At 72.9% G+C, this 16,051-nt stretch carries 10 protein-coding genes; all 10 read right to left on the reverse strand.

Features of this window, described 5'->3' with window-relative positions:
* Positions 1-5: 5 nt before the first annotated feature.
* Positions 6-1,211 carry an ABC transporter substrate-binding protein gene (locus AC24HA_RS09940; protein WP_425709444.1) on the reverse strand — a complete coding sequence of 402 codons (1,206 nt, stop codon included), beginning with the start codon at positions 1,209-1,211 and terminating at the stop codon, positions 6-8.
* A 169-nt stretch (positions 1,212-1,380) separates the two neighbouring features.
* Positions 1,381-3,756 carry an ATP-binding cassette domain-containing protein gene (locus tag AC24HA_RS09945; RefSeq protein ID WP_425709445.1) on the reverse strand — a complete coding sequence of 792 codons (2,376 nt, stop codon included), beginning with the start codon at positions 3,754-3,756 and terminating at the stop codon, positions 1,381-1,383.
* A 121-nt stretch (positions 3,757-3,877) separates the two neighbouring features.
* On the reverse strand, positions 3,878-5,887 hold the full coding sequence (locus AC24HA_RS09950) for an ABC transporter ATP-binding protein (RefSeq protein ID WP_425709446.1): 2,010 nt from the start codon (positions 5,885-5,887) through the stop codon (positions 3,878-3,880).
* Positions 5,884-7,641, reverse strand: coding sequence for an ABC transporter ATP-binding protein (locus AC24HA_RS09955; protein ID WP_425709447.1), 1,758 nt, complete (start codon positions 7,639-7,641; stop codon positions 5,884-5,886). Before AC24HA_RS09955 ends, AC24HA_RS09950 begins: the two co-directional genes overlap by 4 nt.
* Before the next feature lie 354 nt (positions 7,642-7,995).
* Positions 7,996-8,349 (reverse strand): RNA polymerase-binding protein RbpA, encoded by a 354-nt coding sequence (locus AC24HA_RS09960; RefSeq protein ID WP_425709448.1) that lies wholly within the window; start codon positions 8,347-8,349, stop codon positions 7,996-7,998.
* Positions 8,350-8,536: 187 nt separating this feature from the next.
* Positions 8,537-9,337 (reverse strand): polyprenol monophosphomannose synthase, encoded by an 801-nt coding sequence (locus tag AC24HA_RS09965; protein WP_425709449.1) that lies wholly within the window; start codon positions 9,335-9,337, stop codon positions 8,537-8,539.
* A gap of 38 nt (positions 9,338-9,375) precedes the next feature.
* Positions 9,376-10,947 (reverse strand): apolipoprotein N-acyltransferase, encoded by a 1,572-nt coding sequence (gene lnt / locus AC24HA_RS09970; RefSeq protein ID WP_425709450.1) that lies wholly within the window; start codon positions 10,945-10,947, stop codon positions 9,376-9,378.
* A gap of 402 nt (positions 10,948-11,349) precedes the next feature.
* A complete protein-coding gene (locus AC24HA_RS09975) occupies positions 11,350-14,214 on the reverse strand; it encodes a DEAD/DEAH box helicase (RefSeq protein ID WP_425709451.1) in 2,865 nt (954 codons plus the stop codon).
* A 10-nt stretch (positions 14,215-14,224) separates the two neighbouring features.
* A complete protein-coding gene (locus AC24HA_RS09980; protein WP_425709452.1) occupies positions 14,225-15,223 on the reverse strand; it encodes a diacylglycerol/lipid kinase family protein in 999 nt (332 codons plus the stop codon).
* The gene (gene tatC, locus AC24HA_RS09985) at positions 15,220-16,026 is read right to left on the reverse strand and encodes a twin-arginine translocase subunit TatC (protein WP_425709453.1); all 807 of its coding nucleotides are present in this window, start codon (positions 16,024-16,026) and stop codon (positions 15,220-15,222) included. Before tatC ends, AC24HA_RS09980 begins: the two co-directional genes overlap by 4 nt.
* Between the last annotated feature and the right edge of the window lie 25 nt (positions 16,027-16,051).

Consider the following 16,051-nt stretch of genomic DNA (forward strand, 5'->3'; position numbering starts at 1 on the left):
GTTCCTCAGCCCTCGAGCTCGGCGATGATCACGTTGCGCAGCTCGCCGTCGACCTCCTGGACCTCACGGATGTAGTACGGGGTCAGCGGGTCGTGGTTCTCGTCGAAGCTCCACGGGCCGCGCGGGCTGTCGATCTCGCCGATCTCACCGAGCGCGGCGGCGATGCCGGGCCCGTCGATGCTCTCGGCTGCCTCCGCGGCGGCGTCGACCGCCGCTGCGGCGTCGTAGGCGGAGACGGCGTAGATGGTGGGGTACTCGCCGTACGCCTCCTCGTAGGCCTCGACGAACTCGGTGTTCCGCTCGGTGTCGATCATGGCGCTGTACGGCAGCGAGGTCTGGATCCCCAGTGCGGACTCGCCCTGCGCCTCGAGCAGGTCGCCCTCGACGATGAAGCCGTTGCCGTAGAGCTGGATGTCCTCCGAGAGACCGAACTGGTCGTACTGCTGGACGAAGCTCGCGGCCTCGGCCCCCGCGTAGAAGGCGAACACCGCCGATGCGTCCGACGCCTGGATCTCGCTGAGGTAGGGCTGGAAGTCGCTCGTGGTCCCGAACGGCGTGTAGGTCTCGCCCGCGACGGTGCCCCCGGCGGCCTCGAAGGCCTCCCGGAAGCCCGCGACGTGCTCCTGGCCGGCTGCGTAGTCCGCCGCGATGAGGTAGACGGAGCCGTCCCCGACGGCCTCGACGACGTGCTCGCCGATGGCGCCGCTGACGTCGCCGTTGCGGTAGGAGCTGCGCCAGATGTAGTCGGAGCCCTCGGCGGTGATGTCGTTCGCCCCGGCGTTCGCGAGGATGAGCGGCACCTCGGCCTGGATGAACGCGTCCTGGAGGCCGAGCGCGACCGCGGAGCTGACGATGCCCACGACCACGTCGGCCCCGTCCTGCGTGACGAGCCGCTCGGTGGCGGGCACACCGGTCTGCGGCCCCTCCCCCTCGTCCGCGGTGACGAGCTCGACGTCGAGCCCACCGAGCTGACCGTCGTTCTGGTCGAGGTAGAGCTGGAAACCCTGGTTGATGTCCTCGCCGAGCGGCGCGTAGACGCCGGACTGCGGGTAGGACAGTCCGACGGTGATCGAGGTGGCCCCGTCCTCCCCTGCCTCGTCGTCGTCGCCGCCGCCGAGGCTGCCGCCTCCGCAGGCGGCGAGCAGAGCCATGGACGTCAGTCCTGCTCCGAGGACGACGGTGCGGCGGGCGGGTCGGGGGGACCGATCCATGATGGACCTCCGGAGGTTCGTGTGCGGCACTGCAACGACCCCGGCAGCGTACGGCGTCCTCGTGACGGTCGTCAATATTCCGCGGTATGCGCGTGTCCTGGGCTCCCGCGCGCCTGCCTGGGTCCGCCTCCGTGCCTCGTCACGTCCCCTTGCCTCGGCCCCGCCGCGCTCAGGCGCCCACGTACTCCGCAAGGTGCTCGCCCGTGAGGGTGGACCGCGCGGCCACGAGCTCGGCCGGCGTGCCCTCGAAGACCACTCGGCCACCGTCGTGCCCGGCCCCGGGGCCGAGGTCGATGATCCAGTCGGCGTGCGCCATCACGGCCTGGTGGTGCTCGATGACGACGACCGACCGTCCGGACTCCACGAGCGAGTCGAGCAGCGCGAGCATCTGCTCGACGTCCGCCAGGTGCAGCCCGGTGGTGGGCTCGTCGAGGATGTAGACGTCGGCCGGCTCCCCCATCCGGACCGCCAGCTTGAGGCGCTGCCGCTCCCCGCCCGAGAGCGTGGTCAGTGGCTGTCCGAGGGTGAGGTAGCCGAGCCCGACGCCGACGAGCCGGTCGAGGATCTTCGCCGCGGCCGGGACCTTCGCCTCGCCGGCGGAGAGCAGCTCGAGGGCGGCCACCACCGGCATCTCCAGGACGTCGGCGATCGAGTGGCCGCCGAGGGTGAGCTCGAGGACCTCCGGGCGGTAGCGGCGGCCGCCGCACTCCTCGCAGGTGGTCGAGACGGTGTCCATGAAGCCCAGCTCCGTGAAGATGAGGCCCGCGCCGTTGCAGGCCGGGCAGGCGCCCTCGGAGTTCGCGCTGAACAGCGCGGGCTTGACGCCGTTGGCCTTGGCGAAGGCCTTGCGCAGGGGCTCGAGCGCGCCGGTGAAGGTGGCGGGGTTGGAGCGTCGCGAACCCTTGATCGGGCTCTGGTCCACCACGACCACACCCTCGCGACCGGCGAGCGAGCCGTGGACGAGCGAGCTCTTGCCCGAGCCGGCCACGCCGGTGACGGCGACGAGCACGCCGAGCGGCACGTCGACGTCGACCGACCGCAGGTTGTGGCTGTCCGCCCCGCGGATCTCCATGCTGCCCTTCGACTTGCGGACCGGGTCCTTCAGGCGTGCGCGGTCGTCGAGGTGCCGACCGGTCAGGGTGCCCGACGCCCGGAGCTCCGCGACCGTGCCCTCGAAGACGACCTCTCCCCCGGCGGAGCCGGCCCGCGGGCCGATGTCGACGACGTGGTCGGCCACCGCGACGGTCTCCGGCTTGTGCTCGACGACGAGGACGGTGTTGCCCTTGTCCCGCAGGCGCCCGAGCAGGTCGTTCATCTGCCGGATGTCGTGGGGGTGCAGCCCGATCGTCGGCTCGTCGAAGACGTAGGTGACGTCGGTGAGGGCCGAGCCCAGGTGCCGGATCATCTTCGTGCGCTGCGCCTCGCCGCCGGACAGCGTCCCGGAGGGCCGGTCGAGCGAGAGGTAGCCGAGCCCGATCTCGACGAACGCGGCGAGCGTGTCCGCCAGGTTCTCGAGCAGGGGTCCGGCGCCGGTCAGCTCGAGGCCGCGGGTCCACACCAGGAGGTCGGAGATCTGCATCGCGCAGGCGTCGGCGATCGAGACGCCGTCGATCGTCGAGGTGCGGGCGCCCTCGGCCAGGCGGGTGCCGGCGCACTCGGGGCAGGTGCCGAACGTGACGGCCCGGTCGACGAAGCGGCGCAGGTGCGGCTGCAGCGAGTCGCGGTCCTTGCTGAGCATCGACTTCTCGATCCGGGGGATCAGCCCCTCGTACGTGATGTTCATGCCCTCGGCCCTGATCTTGCGCGGCTCGGCGTAGAGCAGGTCGTGACGCTGGTTCTTCGACAGGTCCTTGATCGGCACGTCCAGCGGGATGACCGCGCCGAACAGCTTCGCGTACCAGCCGTCGGCCTTGTAGCCGGGGACGAGGACGGCACCGTCGGTGAACGACAGGTCCTCGTCGATCACCGCGGTGAGGTCGATGTCCGAGACGGACCCGGTCCCCTCGCAGCGGGGGCACATGCCGCCGACGATGGTGAAGGTCGCCTTCTCGGCCCGCGTACGATCTCCCTTGTCCACGGTGAGGGCGCCGGTGCCGGTGGCGGAGGGCACGTTGAAGGAGTAGGCCTGGGGCGAGCCGATGTGCGGAGTGCCGAACCGGCTGAACAGGATGCGCAGCACGGCGTTGACGTCGCTGACCGTGCCGAGCGTGGAGCGGATGCTGGCGGCGAGGCGCTCCTGGCCGACGATGATCGCGGTGGTCAGGCCGTCGAGCGTGTCGACCTCGGGCCGGTCGAGCCGGGGCATGAAGCCCTGGACGAACGCGGAGTAGGTCTCGTTGATCATCCGCTGCGACTCGGCGGCGATCGTGTCGAACACGAGCGAGCTCTTGCCGGAGCCCGAGACCCCGGTGAACACGGTGAGCCGCCGTTTGGGGATGTCGAGCGAGACGTCCTTGAGGTTGTTGACGCGTGCGCCGCGCACCCGGACGAGGTCGTGGCTGTCGGCGGGGTGTCCGCCCGGACGAGGTGCCGGCGTGCTGGCCATGGGGTCCTTCTTCGTCGGTGCCGAGGTGGAGCGGGCGTGGTCGTTCGGAGCGCGCCCGGGTGCGCCGGCACACGTTACACGCGGGGTCGGACGTCCCGGCGGGGCCCGGGGCGCCCCGGTCTCAGTCCGACGGCGGCACTGCGTCGGCGGGGCCGTCACCGGGGACGGGGCCGGCCGGCGCACCCGCGCCACCGACCGGTGCCGCGCCCTCGACCACCGCCTCGTCGGCGTCGGGGTCGACCCCCTGGGAGAACTGCGAGCGGTAGAGGCGGTGGTAGGCACCGCCCGCCTCGAGCAGCTCCTCGTGGTCGCCCTGCTCGACGATGTCGCCGTGCTCCATGACGAGGATCGTGTCGGCGTCGCGGATCGTCGACAGCCGGTGCGCGATGACGAACGAGGTCCGGTCCGTGCGCAGCGCGCCCATGGCCTGCTGCACGAGCACCTCGGTCCTCGTGTCGACCGACGAGGTCGCCTCGTCGAGGATGAGGATCGGCGGGTCGGCGAGGAACGCCCGGGCGATGGTGATGAGCTGCCGCTCCCCGGCGGAGATGTTGGCGCCCTCGTCCTCGATCGCGGTGTCGTAGCCGTCCGGCAGGGTGTGGACGAAGCGGTCGACGTAGGTCGCCGTCGCGGCCGCCCGCACCTCGTCGTCGGTCGCGTCGAGACGGCCGTACCGGATGTTCTCCATGATCGTCCCGCCGAAGAGCACGGCGTCCTGGAGCACCATGCCGACCTGGCTGCGCAGCACGCTCCGCTCGAGGGTCGCCGTGTCGACGCCGTCGAGCCGGATCTGGCCGGCGTCGATGTCGTAGAAGCGCATGACGAGGTTGACCAGCGTGGTCTTGCCGGCCCCGGTCGGCCCGACGATCGCCACCGTCCGCCCGGGCAGCGCCGTGAGCGAGAGGTCAGTGATGAGCGGCTGGTCGGGGGTGTAGGAGAAGGCGACGCGGTCGAACTCGACCATGCCCCGTACCGGCTGCGCGAGGCGCCCGGGCTGCGGGCCGGCCGGGTCGAGCGTGCCGCGCCCGGCGGACTCGGCGAGGTCGGGCTCCTGCTCGTCGGCGTCGAGCAGCTCGAAGATCCGTTCGGCCGACGCGACGCCGGAGATGAGCATGTTCGCCATGCCGGCCATCTCGCCCAGCGGCGCGTTGAACTCGCGCGAGTACTGGATGAAGGCGGTGACCTGGCCGAGCGACATCTGGCCGTTCGCCACCCGCAGGCCACCGACGACGGCGATGCCGACGTACCCCAGGTACGTCACCCACTGCATGACGGGCATGATGACGCCGGAGTAGAACTGCGCCTTGAACGACGCCTCGAAGAGCTCCTCGTTCCGCTCGTCGAACCGTTCGCGCATGCTGTCCTGGCGCCCGAACACCGTCACCAGGTCGTGCCCCGTGAACGACTCCTCGATGTGGCCGTTGACGCGCCCCGTGTGGCGCCACTGCGCGGTGAAGAGCTGCTGCGACCGCGACCCCACCACGCCGACGACGATCCCGGCGATCGGCAGGGCGGTGAGCGCGATGAGCGCGAGCTGCCACGACAGCACGAACATCATGATGGTGATGCCGATGATCGTCATGAGCGCGTAGAAGAGCGACGCGAAGGCCTGCTGCATGGCGGCCTGGACGTTGTCGACGTCGTTCGTCGTGCGGGAGAGCAGGTCCCCGCGCTGCCGGGTGTCGAAGTAGCTCAGCGGCAGGCGGTTGACCTTGGTCTCGATCGCCTCGCGGAGCCGGTAGACGACCCGCATGACGATCTCGTTGAGGACGAATCCCTGGAGCCAGTCGAACAGGGCCGCGGCCGCGTACATGCCGAGCACGACCAGCAGGAGGCGGCCGAGCTCGGTGAAGTCGACACCGGTGCCGGACAGGACCCCGTCGAAGATGACGTCCATGGCGTCGCCGAGGATCGTCGGCGCCCAGACGGTGAGCACGGTCGAGATCGCGCCGGCCAGGAAGACGGCGGCCACGCCGAGCTTGTGGTCGGCGAGCGTGGCGAACAGCCGGCCCAGCGAGGGCCAGAAGCGCTTGGCCTTCCGGGGCGCGGAGCCCTCGCCCCACTCACCCGCACCGACGCTGTCCTGCAGCTCGGCGATCTCCTGCTCGGAGAGCTCGTGCTCCGTGCTCATACCAGCTCCTCCGCACTGATCTGCGAGGCCACGATCTCCCGGTAGGTCTCGGAGCTCTCGAGGAGCTCGTCGTGGGTACCGCGGGCGACGATGCGGCCCTCCTCCATGACGAGGATGAGGTCGGCACCCGTGATGGTCGACACGCGCTGCGCGACGACGATCGTCGTCGCCCCGTCCGTGTACCGGCGCAGGGCCGACCGCAGCCGGGCATCCGTCGTCACGTCGAGGGCGGAGAACGAGTCGTCGAACAGGTAGACCCGGGGGCGTGCCACGAGGGCACGGGCGATGCACAGGCGCTGCCGCTGACCGCCGGAGACGTTCGTCCCGCCCTGCGAGACGTTGGACTCCAGGCCGGTGCGGGCATCGTCGCCCTCGCCCGTGGTCCGGTCACGGACGAACTCGGTGGCCTGGGCGGTGTCGAGCGCCGCCCACAGCTGTTCGTCGGTGGCGTCCGGGTTCCCGAACCGGAGGTTGTCGGCGACCGTGCCGGAGAACAGGTACGGCTTCTGCGGCACGAGCCCCACGGCCCGCGTGAGCGAGGAGCGGGAGAGCCGGTCCACGGGTAGGCCGTCGACGAGGATCTCCCCCGCCGTCGCGTCGTAGAGGCGGGGCACGAGATTGATGAGCGTGGACTTCCCCGACCCGGTCGAGCCGATGATCGCCGTCGTGGTGCCGGCGCGCGCGGTGAAGGTGACGTCGTCGACGACCGGGGCGTCGGCGCCGGGGTAGGCGAAGGTCACGCCGCGCAGCTCGACGGTGCCGTCCGGGTCGCTCGGCTCGAGGGGTGCCTCTGGCTCGGTGACGGAGCCTCGGGCCTCGAGCACCTCGCCGATGCGCCGCGCGCAGATGATGGCGCGCGGGAACATCATGAACATGAAGGTGCCCATCATCACGGCCATGAGGATCTGCAGGAGGTACTGCATGAACGCCGTCAGGGCGCCGACCTGGACGAGGCCCTCGTCGACCCGGATGCCGCCGAACCACAGCACGGCCGCCGTGGCCAGGTGCAGGACGAGGGTGATGACCGGCCCCATGAGGACGAACAGCCGGCCGATGTGCACCGAGGTGCGGGTGAGGGTCGCGTTGGCGCCGGTGAACCGCTCGGTCTCGTGCCGCTCGCGGACGAAGGCGCGCACGACCCGGATCCCCATGATCTGCTCACGCATGACGCCGTTGACGTCGTCGATGTTGGACTGCATGCGCTCGAACAGCGGCATCAGCCTCACCACGAGGACCCCGACGACCACGAGCAGGACGGGGACCGAGACCCACACGAGCCAGGACAGGCCGGGGTCCTCCTGGATGGCCATGACGATGCCGCCGATCGACATGATGGGCACCATCACCATGAAGTTGAGCGCCATGAGCACGACCATCTGGACCTGCTGGACGTCGTTCGTGCCCCGGGTGATGAGGGTCGGTGCACCGAACCGGCCCATCTCCTCGGCGGAGAAGGCGTCGACGCGCGTGTAGACCGCGCGTCGCAGGTCGCGGCCGAGCGCCATCGACATGCGGGCGCCGAACCAGACGGCCGCCACGGCGGTGACGAGCTGGACGAGAGCGACGCCGAGCATGAGGGCGCCCACGCGCCAGATGTAGGCGGTGTCCCCGGTGGCGATCCCGTGGTCGATGATGTCGGCGTTGAGGCTGGGCAGGTAGAGAGTGGCGATCGTGGCGGCCAGCTGCAGCACGAGGACGGCGACCACGAGGCCGAGGTACGGGCGACCGTAGGTCCGGACGAGCTTCCAGAGCATGAGGACTGCTTTCGGTCGGTCGGCGGTGGTGGATCGGGGTTCGAGAGACAGGAACGAGTGCCGGGCTCGCGGTCGGGACCTCATGCGCGGGGCCGGGGTCCCGCGCCGGGCCGCCGTCACGAGCCGGCCTACCTTAGACGCCCGTGCCCCGGTGGGCGCCAGTGGATTCTCGACGTGCTCCGCAACGGTCGTGCTCGGGCGGGGTGGTGCTCACACGCGGTGGTCATGCGCGGTGGATCAGACGTGGTGGTGCTCGGGCGTGCGGGAGGCACGGTATCGACCCCCACCGACAGCGCGCGGCCCCGGGCACCGCGTGGGTGCCCGGGGCCGCGATCCGGGTCGTCTCCCGCTCGGTCAGGCGCTGCGGCGGCGCAGCTGACCGCTGCGCAGGAGCGCGAGCCGCTCCTCGAGCAGGACCTCGAGCTCCTCGACCGAGCGGCGCTCGAGGAGCATGTCCCAGTGGGTGCGGACCTTGCGGGCGGGCTTGACGGGCTCCGGCCGCTCGGTGTCCCGGCGCAGGGACTCCTTGCCGCAGGTCGGGCAGTCCCACAGGGCCGGGATCTCGGCCTCCATGGAGAACGGGACGGTGTAGGTATGGCCGTCCACGCAGTCGTAGGTCACGCGCTGGCGCTCGGCGAAGTCCACACCGTCCTCGGACTCCATCGAGTACGCACCGATCTTCATGCCACGCAGTGCTCGGTCCGCCATGGTCTCTCTCCTCACCTGTCGGGGGCCGCGGCTGTTGTCCGCCGCGGCGGTGGGTCTCGGCCGCGCCACGACGCGGGTCGTGGGGCTGCGGAGCCACCTCCTGCTGATCTCGTGAACACCGGACGGTCGTCCGATGTTCCCTCGTCGGTCGCTTTCGTGTGTGACCTGGGCGACGCCCGCCGGATCCTCAGCGGCGGCGCAACCTGCCCAGGAGTCCGCGGACCTGCCCGGCCCGGTGGCGGGCGCCCCAGGCGGTGGTGCGCCACAGCGCCTCCCGCACGATGCCCCCCGTCATCTTGGACACGCCCTCCTCGCGCTCGACGAACACGATCGGCACCTCGACGATGCGCATGCCCGCGCGGTGGACGCGCCAGGTCATGTCGACCTGGAAGCAGTAGCCGGCCGACTCCACCTCGTCCAGGTCCAGCGCGCGAAGCGTCGCGGCGCGGAAGACCCGGAACCCCGCGGTGGCGTCGCCGACCGACATCCCCAGCGCGAGCCGGACGTACGTGTTGCCGGTCCGCGAGATGACCTCCCGGCTGCGCGGCCAGTTCGCGACCTCGCCGCCCGGGACCCAGCGCGAGCCGATGACGAGGTCCGGGGCGTCGCCCGCCTCCGCGCGCTCGAGGAGGACCGGCAGGTCGACAGCCCGGTGGGAGCCGTCGGCGTCCATCTCCACGACGAGCTCGTAGCCGCGCTGAAGGGCGCGCGAGAACCCGTCGACGTACGCCCGACCGAGGCCCTCCTTGCCGGCCCGGTGCAGGACGTCGACCTGCGCGTCGGCCGCCGCCAGCTCGTCGGCGAGGTCGCCCGTGCCGTCCGGGCTCGCGTCGTCGACCACGAGGACGTCGACCCACGGTGCGGCCTCGCGCGCGCGGCGCACGGCCACGGGCAGGGACTCCAGCTCGTTGTAGGTCGGGATGATGACGAGCGTGCGCGGGTGCGCGTCCTCGGGCGAGGACGGGTGCGCGTCGTCGGGTGCGGACACGGGTGCTCCTGGGTCGGGGCCGGGGCGTGCGCCTCGGCTCACCGCGAGCGGGCGGGAGCCGTGAGGCGGCCCCTGACGATACCGGCCACGCCCAGGCCCGCGGTGACCAGGACGGCCACGAGTCCTGCGGGACGCGCCACACGCACGGCGGGCGTGATCTCCGTGCGCAGCGGGAGGTCCTCGCCCGTGTACGTCGTCACCTCGAACAGGTCGGTGCGCTCGAGCAGCTCCCCGTCGGGGGCGACGACGCCGGACACGCCGGTGCGTCCGACCTGCACGGCGGACCGCCCGAACTCCACAGCGCGGAACCGCGTCATGGCCAGCTGGTGCGCGCTGACCGCGGTGTCGCCGTGGGTGGCGTTGTTGGTCGGGATGACGATCATCTCCCCGCCGAGCGCCACGCCCTCGGCGATGATCGCCTCGTAGCCGACCTCGAAGCAGATCCCCACCGCGAGGGGGACCTGCCGACCGAGCCGCTCGACACCGACCTCGACGAGGCCCGGTCGGTCGCCGGGCAGCATGTCGGTGGTCACGCGGTCCACGGCCGGGGAGAAGAACCGGAAGAAGTTCCGGTAGGGCATGTACTCGCCGAACGGCACCGGGTGCTGCTTCGCGTAGGCCTGACCGACCGGCCCCTGACCGGCCTCCCAGACGACGAGCTCGTTGTAACGGTTCCGGCCGCCGTCGCCGTCGTCGACGTACCGCTGGGTACCGAGGAGGACCGGCACGCCGGCCGCCTGCGCGGCCCGCTCGACGGACGCCGCGACGTCCTCGTCCGTGCGCGGGTCGACGTCGGCCGCGGACTCGGCCCACAGGACGAGGTCCAGATCGGGCTCGCCGGACACGAGCTCCTCGGTGAGGTCCGCATGGTCGGCGGTGACCTGGCGAGCCTCCGCGCTGGTTGTCAGCCCGCCGCCGGGGACGTGGACCTGGACGGCACCGACCGAGAGCGTGCCCGACTGGGCGCCCGTCGGCAGCGGCAGGATCAGGCCCACGAGCAGGACGACGCCCCCGGTGGCGACCAGCCGCACACCACGGAACGGACGCAGCCTGCTCGTGGCGGACACGCCCTCGGCGAGCAGCACGCCGGTGAGCACGACGAGCGCGGAGACGAGCGGCTCCCCGCCGAGCCGGGCGAGGGAGACGAGCGGCCCGTCGACCTGGCTGTGCGCGAGCACGCCCCACGGCAGTCCGCCGAACGGGACGTTCGAGCGCACCACCTCCACGCCGACCCAGGCGAGAGCCGCGAGGAGTGCGCCGATCAGCGGTCGACGGGATGCGCCGAGCGCGGTCACGGCCCAGGCGCGCAGCGGCCCGTACAGGGCGAGGATGAGGGCCTCGAGGATCGACAGCGCCACCCACGGCAGCCACTCCCCGCCGCCGACAGCCTGGACCGCCCACGAGAGGTGCCGCAGCATGAAGGCCAGTCCGAAGCCGGCGGCCACGAGGTAGGCGAACCTCGCGGAGTGACCCCGCAGCGCCAGGTGGAGCGCCCCGACGGCGAGGATCGCGAGCCACCACCACGTCCGGGGGGCGAACGCCAGGTCGGCCGCGAGCCCGGCGGCGACGGCGAGGACCAGGGCGATCGGGCGCGGGAGCGTGGCGGGCACCGGGGAAGTCTACGAAGGAGCGGGGGCGCCCGCCGATCCGCCCCGGCGACCGCACCGGGGGAGGCCCGCGCACCCTTCGGACCGTGCCGTCGCCCGGGGGCGTCGACAACGTTTTCTACTGGGCGCGCGGGCCGTGCGACCTACGGCGTCACGGCCAGGTCGGGGCCCGGCCACCTGCCGCGAGGCGTTGGGAGAACATAGCCCGGACGCGGAGTACCCCGCATCCTCCCCTCCGCCACCGGCGGCGGTGTATTGGCAGGTCAAGGGCTTGGTTGCAGGTCAGTGGGCCGCGGACTCCCCGGCGTGTCGTCCCTCGGCGTGTCCTCCACGGGCTGTGGACAACCCCGGTGGCGTGGCCGCCGGCAGACGCTCAGACGCTCAGACGCTCAGACGCTCAGACGCTCAGACGCTCGACCATGCCACCACGCCTCGACGCACGAGACCGACCGCCTCCCAGGCGGCGTGCGCGAGCTCGGGGCTCGGGGCGGCAGTCGCGATCTGGTCGAGGACGTCGAGCAGCTGCTTGCACTGGCGCACGAGGTCGCCCGCCCCGATGCCGGCCAGGTCGAGGACGTCGATCAGGTAGCCGCCCTGCGCCCACTCGAGGATGGCGCGGACGAGTGCGTCGTCCACGGGCTCGGTCGGGGGCAGGCCGTGCGCGCGCTCGAGGTCGGCGAGGCGGGCCGCGTGCCGGTGGGTGCGTCGGACGGCCTCGCCGAGGGGGCCCGGCGGCCGGGCGGCCCCGGCGGCCGCGAGGTCCGCGGTGCGGTTCGACGAGACGATCATCGAGGCCGCGGCCGCGAGCTCCGCGGGTGCGAGGCCGTCCCAGTCGCCCGAGCGCAGGCACTCCGCGAGCAGCAGGTCGCGCTCGGCGTAGATGCGGGCGAGCCACCGGCCGTCCTCGGTGACCGTCCGGCCCTGCTCGGTCCCCGTCTCGTCGTCGAGGTAGCCGAGCTCGCCGAGGACGTCGCACACGCGCACGAGGTCCTGAGCCACCGACCCGGTGCGCTGCTCGATGCGTCCGGTCAGGTCGGCAAGCTCGACCTTCGCCCGGGACCAGCGCCGGGCGACGCGCGCGTGGTTCTCGCGGTCGGAGCAGCCGTGGCAGGGGTGGGCGCGCAGGGCCTCCCGCACAGCCTCGGCCCGGGCGTGGGGGCCCGGGCCCGCCGGCGTCGCGCCGCCGTGCGCGCCCGGACCGGCCGGCGCGTCGCCGGCCGGCGCGCCCGCGCCGTGGCTCGGGGCGTCCGCCCGCGGGCGGGTCCCCTGCGCCAGGGCGTTGCGGAGCGAGGAGGCCAGGTCGCGGCGCTCGGTGGGGTTACGCGGGTTGAACCGCTTCGGGAGGGGGACCTTGGAGACCACGCGGAGCCCGTGCGGGACCTCGGTCGCGGTGAGCCGCCGGGCGCGCCGGTCGTCGCCCAGGACCTGGATCCCGACCCGGTCCATGCCCGCCTCGGCCGGCTCGAGGACGACGGCGTGCTCGGTGCGGCGGCCACGACCGAAGGCGACGACGTCGCCCCGGCGCACCGTCCGGAACGACGCCTCGGTCTCCCGGCGGCGGGCGGCGGCGCGAGACCTCGACTCCTCGCCCTCGGCCGCGGAGAGCTGCTCGCGCAGCTCCTGGTACTCGGCGAAGTCCCCGAGGTGGCAGCGCATCTGCTCGGCGAGCTCCGCGACGGAGCGCTCGTGCTTACGCACCTGCCGGGCCAGGCCGACGGCGGACCGGTCGGCCTGGAACTGGGCGAACGACTGCTCGAGGACGTGCCGGGCGCGGGTGAGGTCGAGGCGCTGCAGCAGGTTGACGGCCATGTTGTAGGTGGGGCGGAACGCGGAGCGCAGGGGGTAGGTGCGGCGCGAGGCGAGGCCGGCCACGTGGGACGGGTCGACGCCGTCGGCGTAGAGCACGACGGCGTGGCCCTCGACGTCGATGCCCCGCCTGCCGGCCCGGCCCGTCAGCTGGGTGTATTCCCCCGGCGTGAGGGCCGTGTGCGCGGACCCGTCCCACTTGTCGAGCCGTTCGACGACGACGGACCGCGCGGGCATGTTGATGCCCAGGGCGAGGGTCTCGGTCGCGTAGACGACCTTGACGAGGCCGGCGGCGAACAGGTCCTCGACGACCTCCTTGAACACCGGCAGCATGCCCGCGTGGTGCGCGGCGACGCCCTGCTCGAGGGCGTGGGCCCACCGGTCGTAGCCGAGGACACCGAGGTCGGCGGGCGGCAGGGAGGCGGTGGCGGCCTCGTGGTGCCGGCGGATCTCGGCGGCCTCCCGCGCGGTGGTGAGCCGCACGCCGGACCCGACCGTCTGCCGCACGGCGTCCTCGCAGCCGGCGCGCGAGAAGATGAAGACGATCGCCGGGAGCAGCGCCTGGTCGTCGAGGGCCCGTACCACGTCGGCCCGCGCCGGGCGCCGGACCGGCCGGGCGTCGTCGCGGCGGCTCTCGAGGTCCCGGCCCCGGCCCCGGGGGCGGTGACGCCGCTGCGGCCGTCCGTGCTGGCCGCGCGTGTGGCGGGACGCCCGTCGGACGGCCTCGAGGAGCTCGGGGCTCAGGGGCGGGTCCGCACCCACGTCGGTGGGGTCGACGTCGTGGGAGTACAGGTCGTGGATGCGGCGCCCCACCATGAGGTGCTGCCACAGCGGGACCGGGCGCCGCTCGGAGACGACGACGGCCGTGTCGCCGCGGACCTCGGTGAGCCAGTCGCCGAACTCCTCGGCGTTGGACACGGTCGCGGACAGCGAGACGATGCGCACGCGCTCGTCGAGGTGGAGGATGACCTCCTCCCACACGGGCCCGCGGAACCGGTCGGCGAGGTAGTGGACCTCGTCCATGACGACGAAGCCGAGCCCCTTGAGCGCCGGCGAGCCCGAGTAGAGCATGTTGCGCAGGACCTCGGTGGTCATGACGACGACGTCGGCGTCGCCGTCGATCGAGGTGTCCCCCGTGAGAAGACCGACCCGGCCCTCGCCGTACCGGGCGCGGAGCTCGGTGAACTTCTGGTTGCTCAGCGCCTTGATCGGCGTCGTGTAGAAGGCCTTCCTGCCGCGGCGCAGAGCGAGGTGGACGGCGAACTCCCCCACGACGGTCTTGCCGGCACCGGTCGGCGCGGCCACGAGCGCGCCCCGGTCCTCGGCGACGGCGCGGCACGCCTCGACCTGGAACGGGTCCAGGGAGAACGCGAGCCCGGCCCGGAACTCGTCGAGCTCGAGCTCGGGGTCGACGCCGGCCGGTCGCCGGCGGGACGCGGCGTACCGCTCGGCGGGAGAGGTCATGCTGATCAGGCTATGTCGCTCGCGTCGAGGTGCACACTCGCCACGCCCCCGGCGCGGCCTCGGCGACCAGCGGGCCCGCCCCCACCTCCTCGCCGTCGGCCATTGCGACCGGCAGTGACCGGCCGTGCTCGGGGGCGTCGTGGATCTCGACCCGCCGTCCGCGCGAGACGTGCACGGGGTCCAGCCCCACGTGCGAGCCGCCCGCGAAGCGAGGGAAGAGCGTCGCGATCGTGGGGCGTCCCACGGCGTCGATGTGGACGACGTCGAGCATGCCGTCGCCCGGGTCCGCGCCGGGGGCGACCTCGAGGCCGCCACCGATGAGCGGGGTGTTGGACACCGAGACCAGCGTCGTCGGCCCGGTGCGGACCTCGCCGTCGACGTCCACGCGCGCGCCGTAGGGGCGGAAGCGCATCGTCTCGACAGCGGTCGCCCGCACGTACTTCGCTCCCCCGCGCGGCCAGCGGTAGCGGTTGGCCGTGAGGTTGACCTGGGCGGCGAACCCGACGACGAGGGACGACGCGCACCAGCGCACGTCCTCGCCGCCCGGGACGAGGCCGAGGCGGTCACCGGCGGCGTGGCGCCCGAGCGGCGCACCGGGGCGGGCGACGCGGACGGCGTCCATCGCGCGTGGCGCCGCGGACCGGTCGCGCGGGTCGAGGGCCGCGTGGATGATGCGCAGCGAGTCGACGTGGCGGCCGACGGGCAGGCCGAGCGCCCGGGCGACGTCGTTCCCGGAGCCGACCGACACGAGCCCGAGGGGGACGTCGGTGCCGGCCACGGCGTTGAGGCCGAGGTGGGCCATGCCGTCCCCGCCGACGACGACGAGGGCGTCGATCCGGCCCTCGCGCGCGGCGGCGTGCGCGCGGGCCAGCGCGTGCAGGGCGTTCGCGGAGGTGAGGTCGTCGGTGATCGCGAGGTCGGCCAGGACGGCCCGGACCTCGCTCGCCACGCGCGAGCCGTTGCCGGCGCCGGCGGAGGGGTTGATGACGAGCCCGACGCGCGCGGTCATGCGGGGTCCTCCGTGGCGGTCGTCGGTGCGGCTGTGGCCCCGGTGGGGCCGTCGGCGCCGGTTGCGGCGGTGGCCGCTGACCGGTCGCGGCGGGCACGGATGCGCTCCAGCACCGCGCACACGCCGATCGCCCCGAAGTACAGCACGAGGATCGGCATGGCCATGGCGATCATCGACCACGCGTCGGGCAGCGGGTTCGCGAAGGCGGCGAAGACGAACGCGCCGATGATCGCCCAGCGCCAGCCCCGCAGGAAGGTCCGGGCCCGCACGAGGCGGGCCGCGCCGAGCCCGACCATGACGACGGGCACGAGGAACGCCACGCCGAAGACGACGAGCACCCGGAGGACGAACACGAGGTAGGACCGGGCGTCGACGAGGCTCGTGCCCTGCTCGGGCACGAAGGACGTGAGGATCTCGACGACGTGCGGCACGAGCATCCACGCGAACGCACCGCCGGCGAGGAACAGCGCCGCGCCGGTGAGGGCGAAGGCGGCGGCCGTGAGGCGCTCCCCGCGGTGCATGGCGGGCGAGAGGAACAACCACAGCTGACCGACCCACCACGGCGAGGTGAGGAACAGCCCGATGACGACGGCGACCTGGACGCGCAGGTCGAACGCGGAACCCAGCGTGGTGAAGTTCAGGCCCGCGAGCGCGCCGTCCGCCCGGGCGACGTTGAGCGGCGCGGACACGGACTCGAGGACCGGGTCGTAGAGGAACCAGCCGGCCACGGCGCCGAGCAGGACGCCCGCGAGCGCGTAGAGGAGACGACGGCGCAGCTCACCGAGGTGCGCACGCAGCGGCATCCGTCCCTCGGGGTTGCGCCTGCGG

The sequence above is a fragment of the Georgenia sp. Z1491 genome (assembly GCF_057652395.1).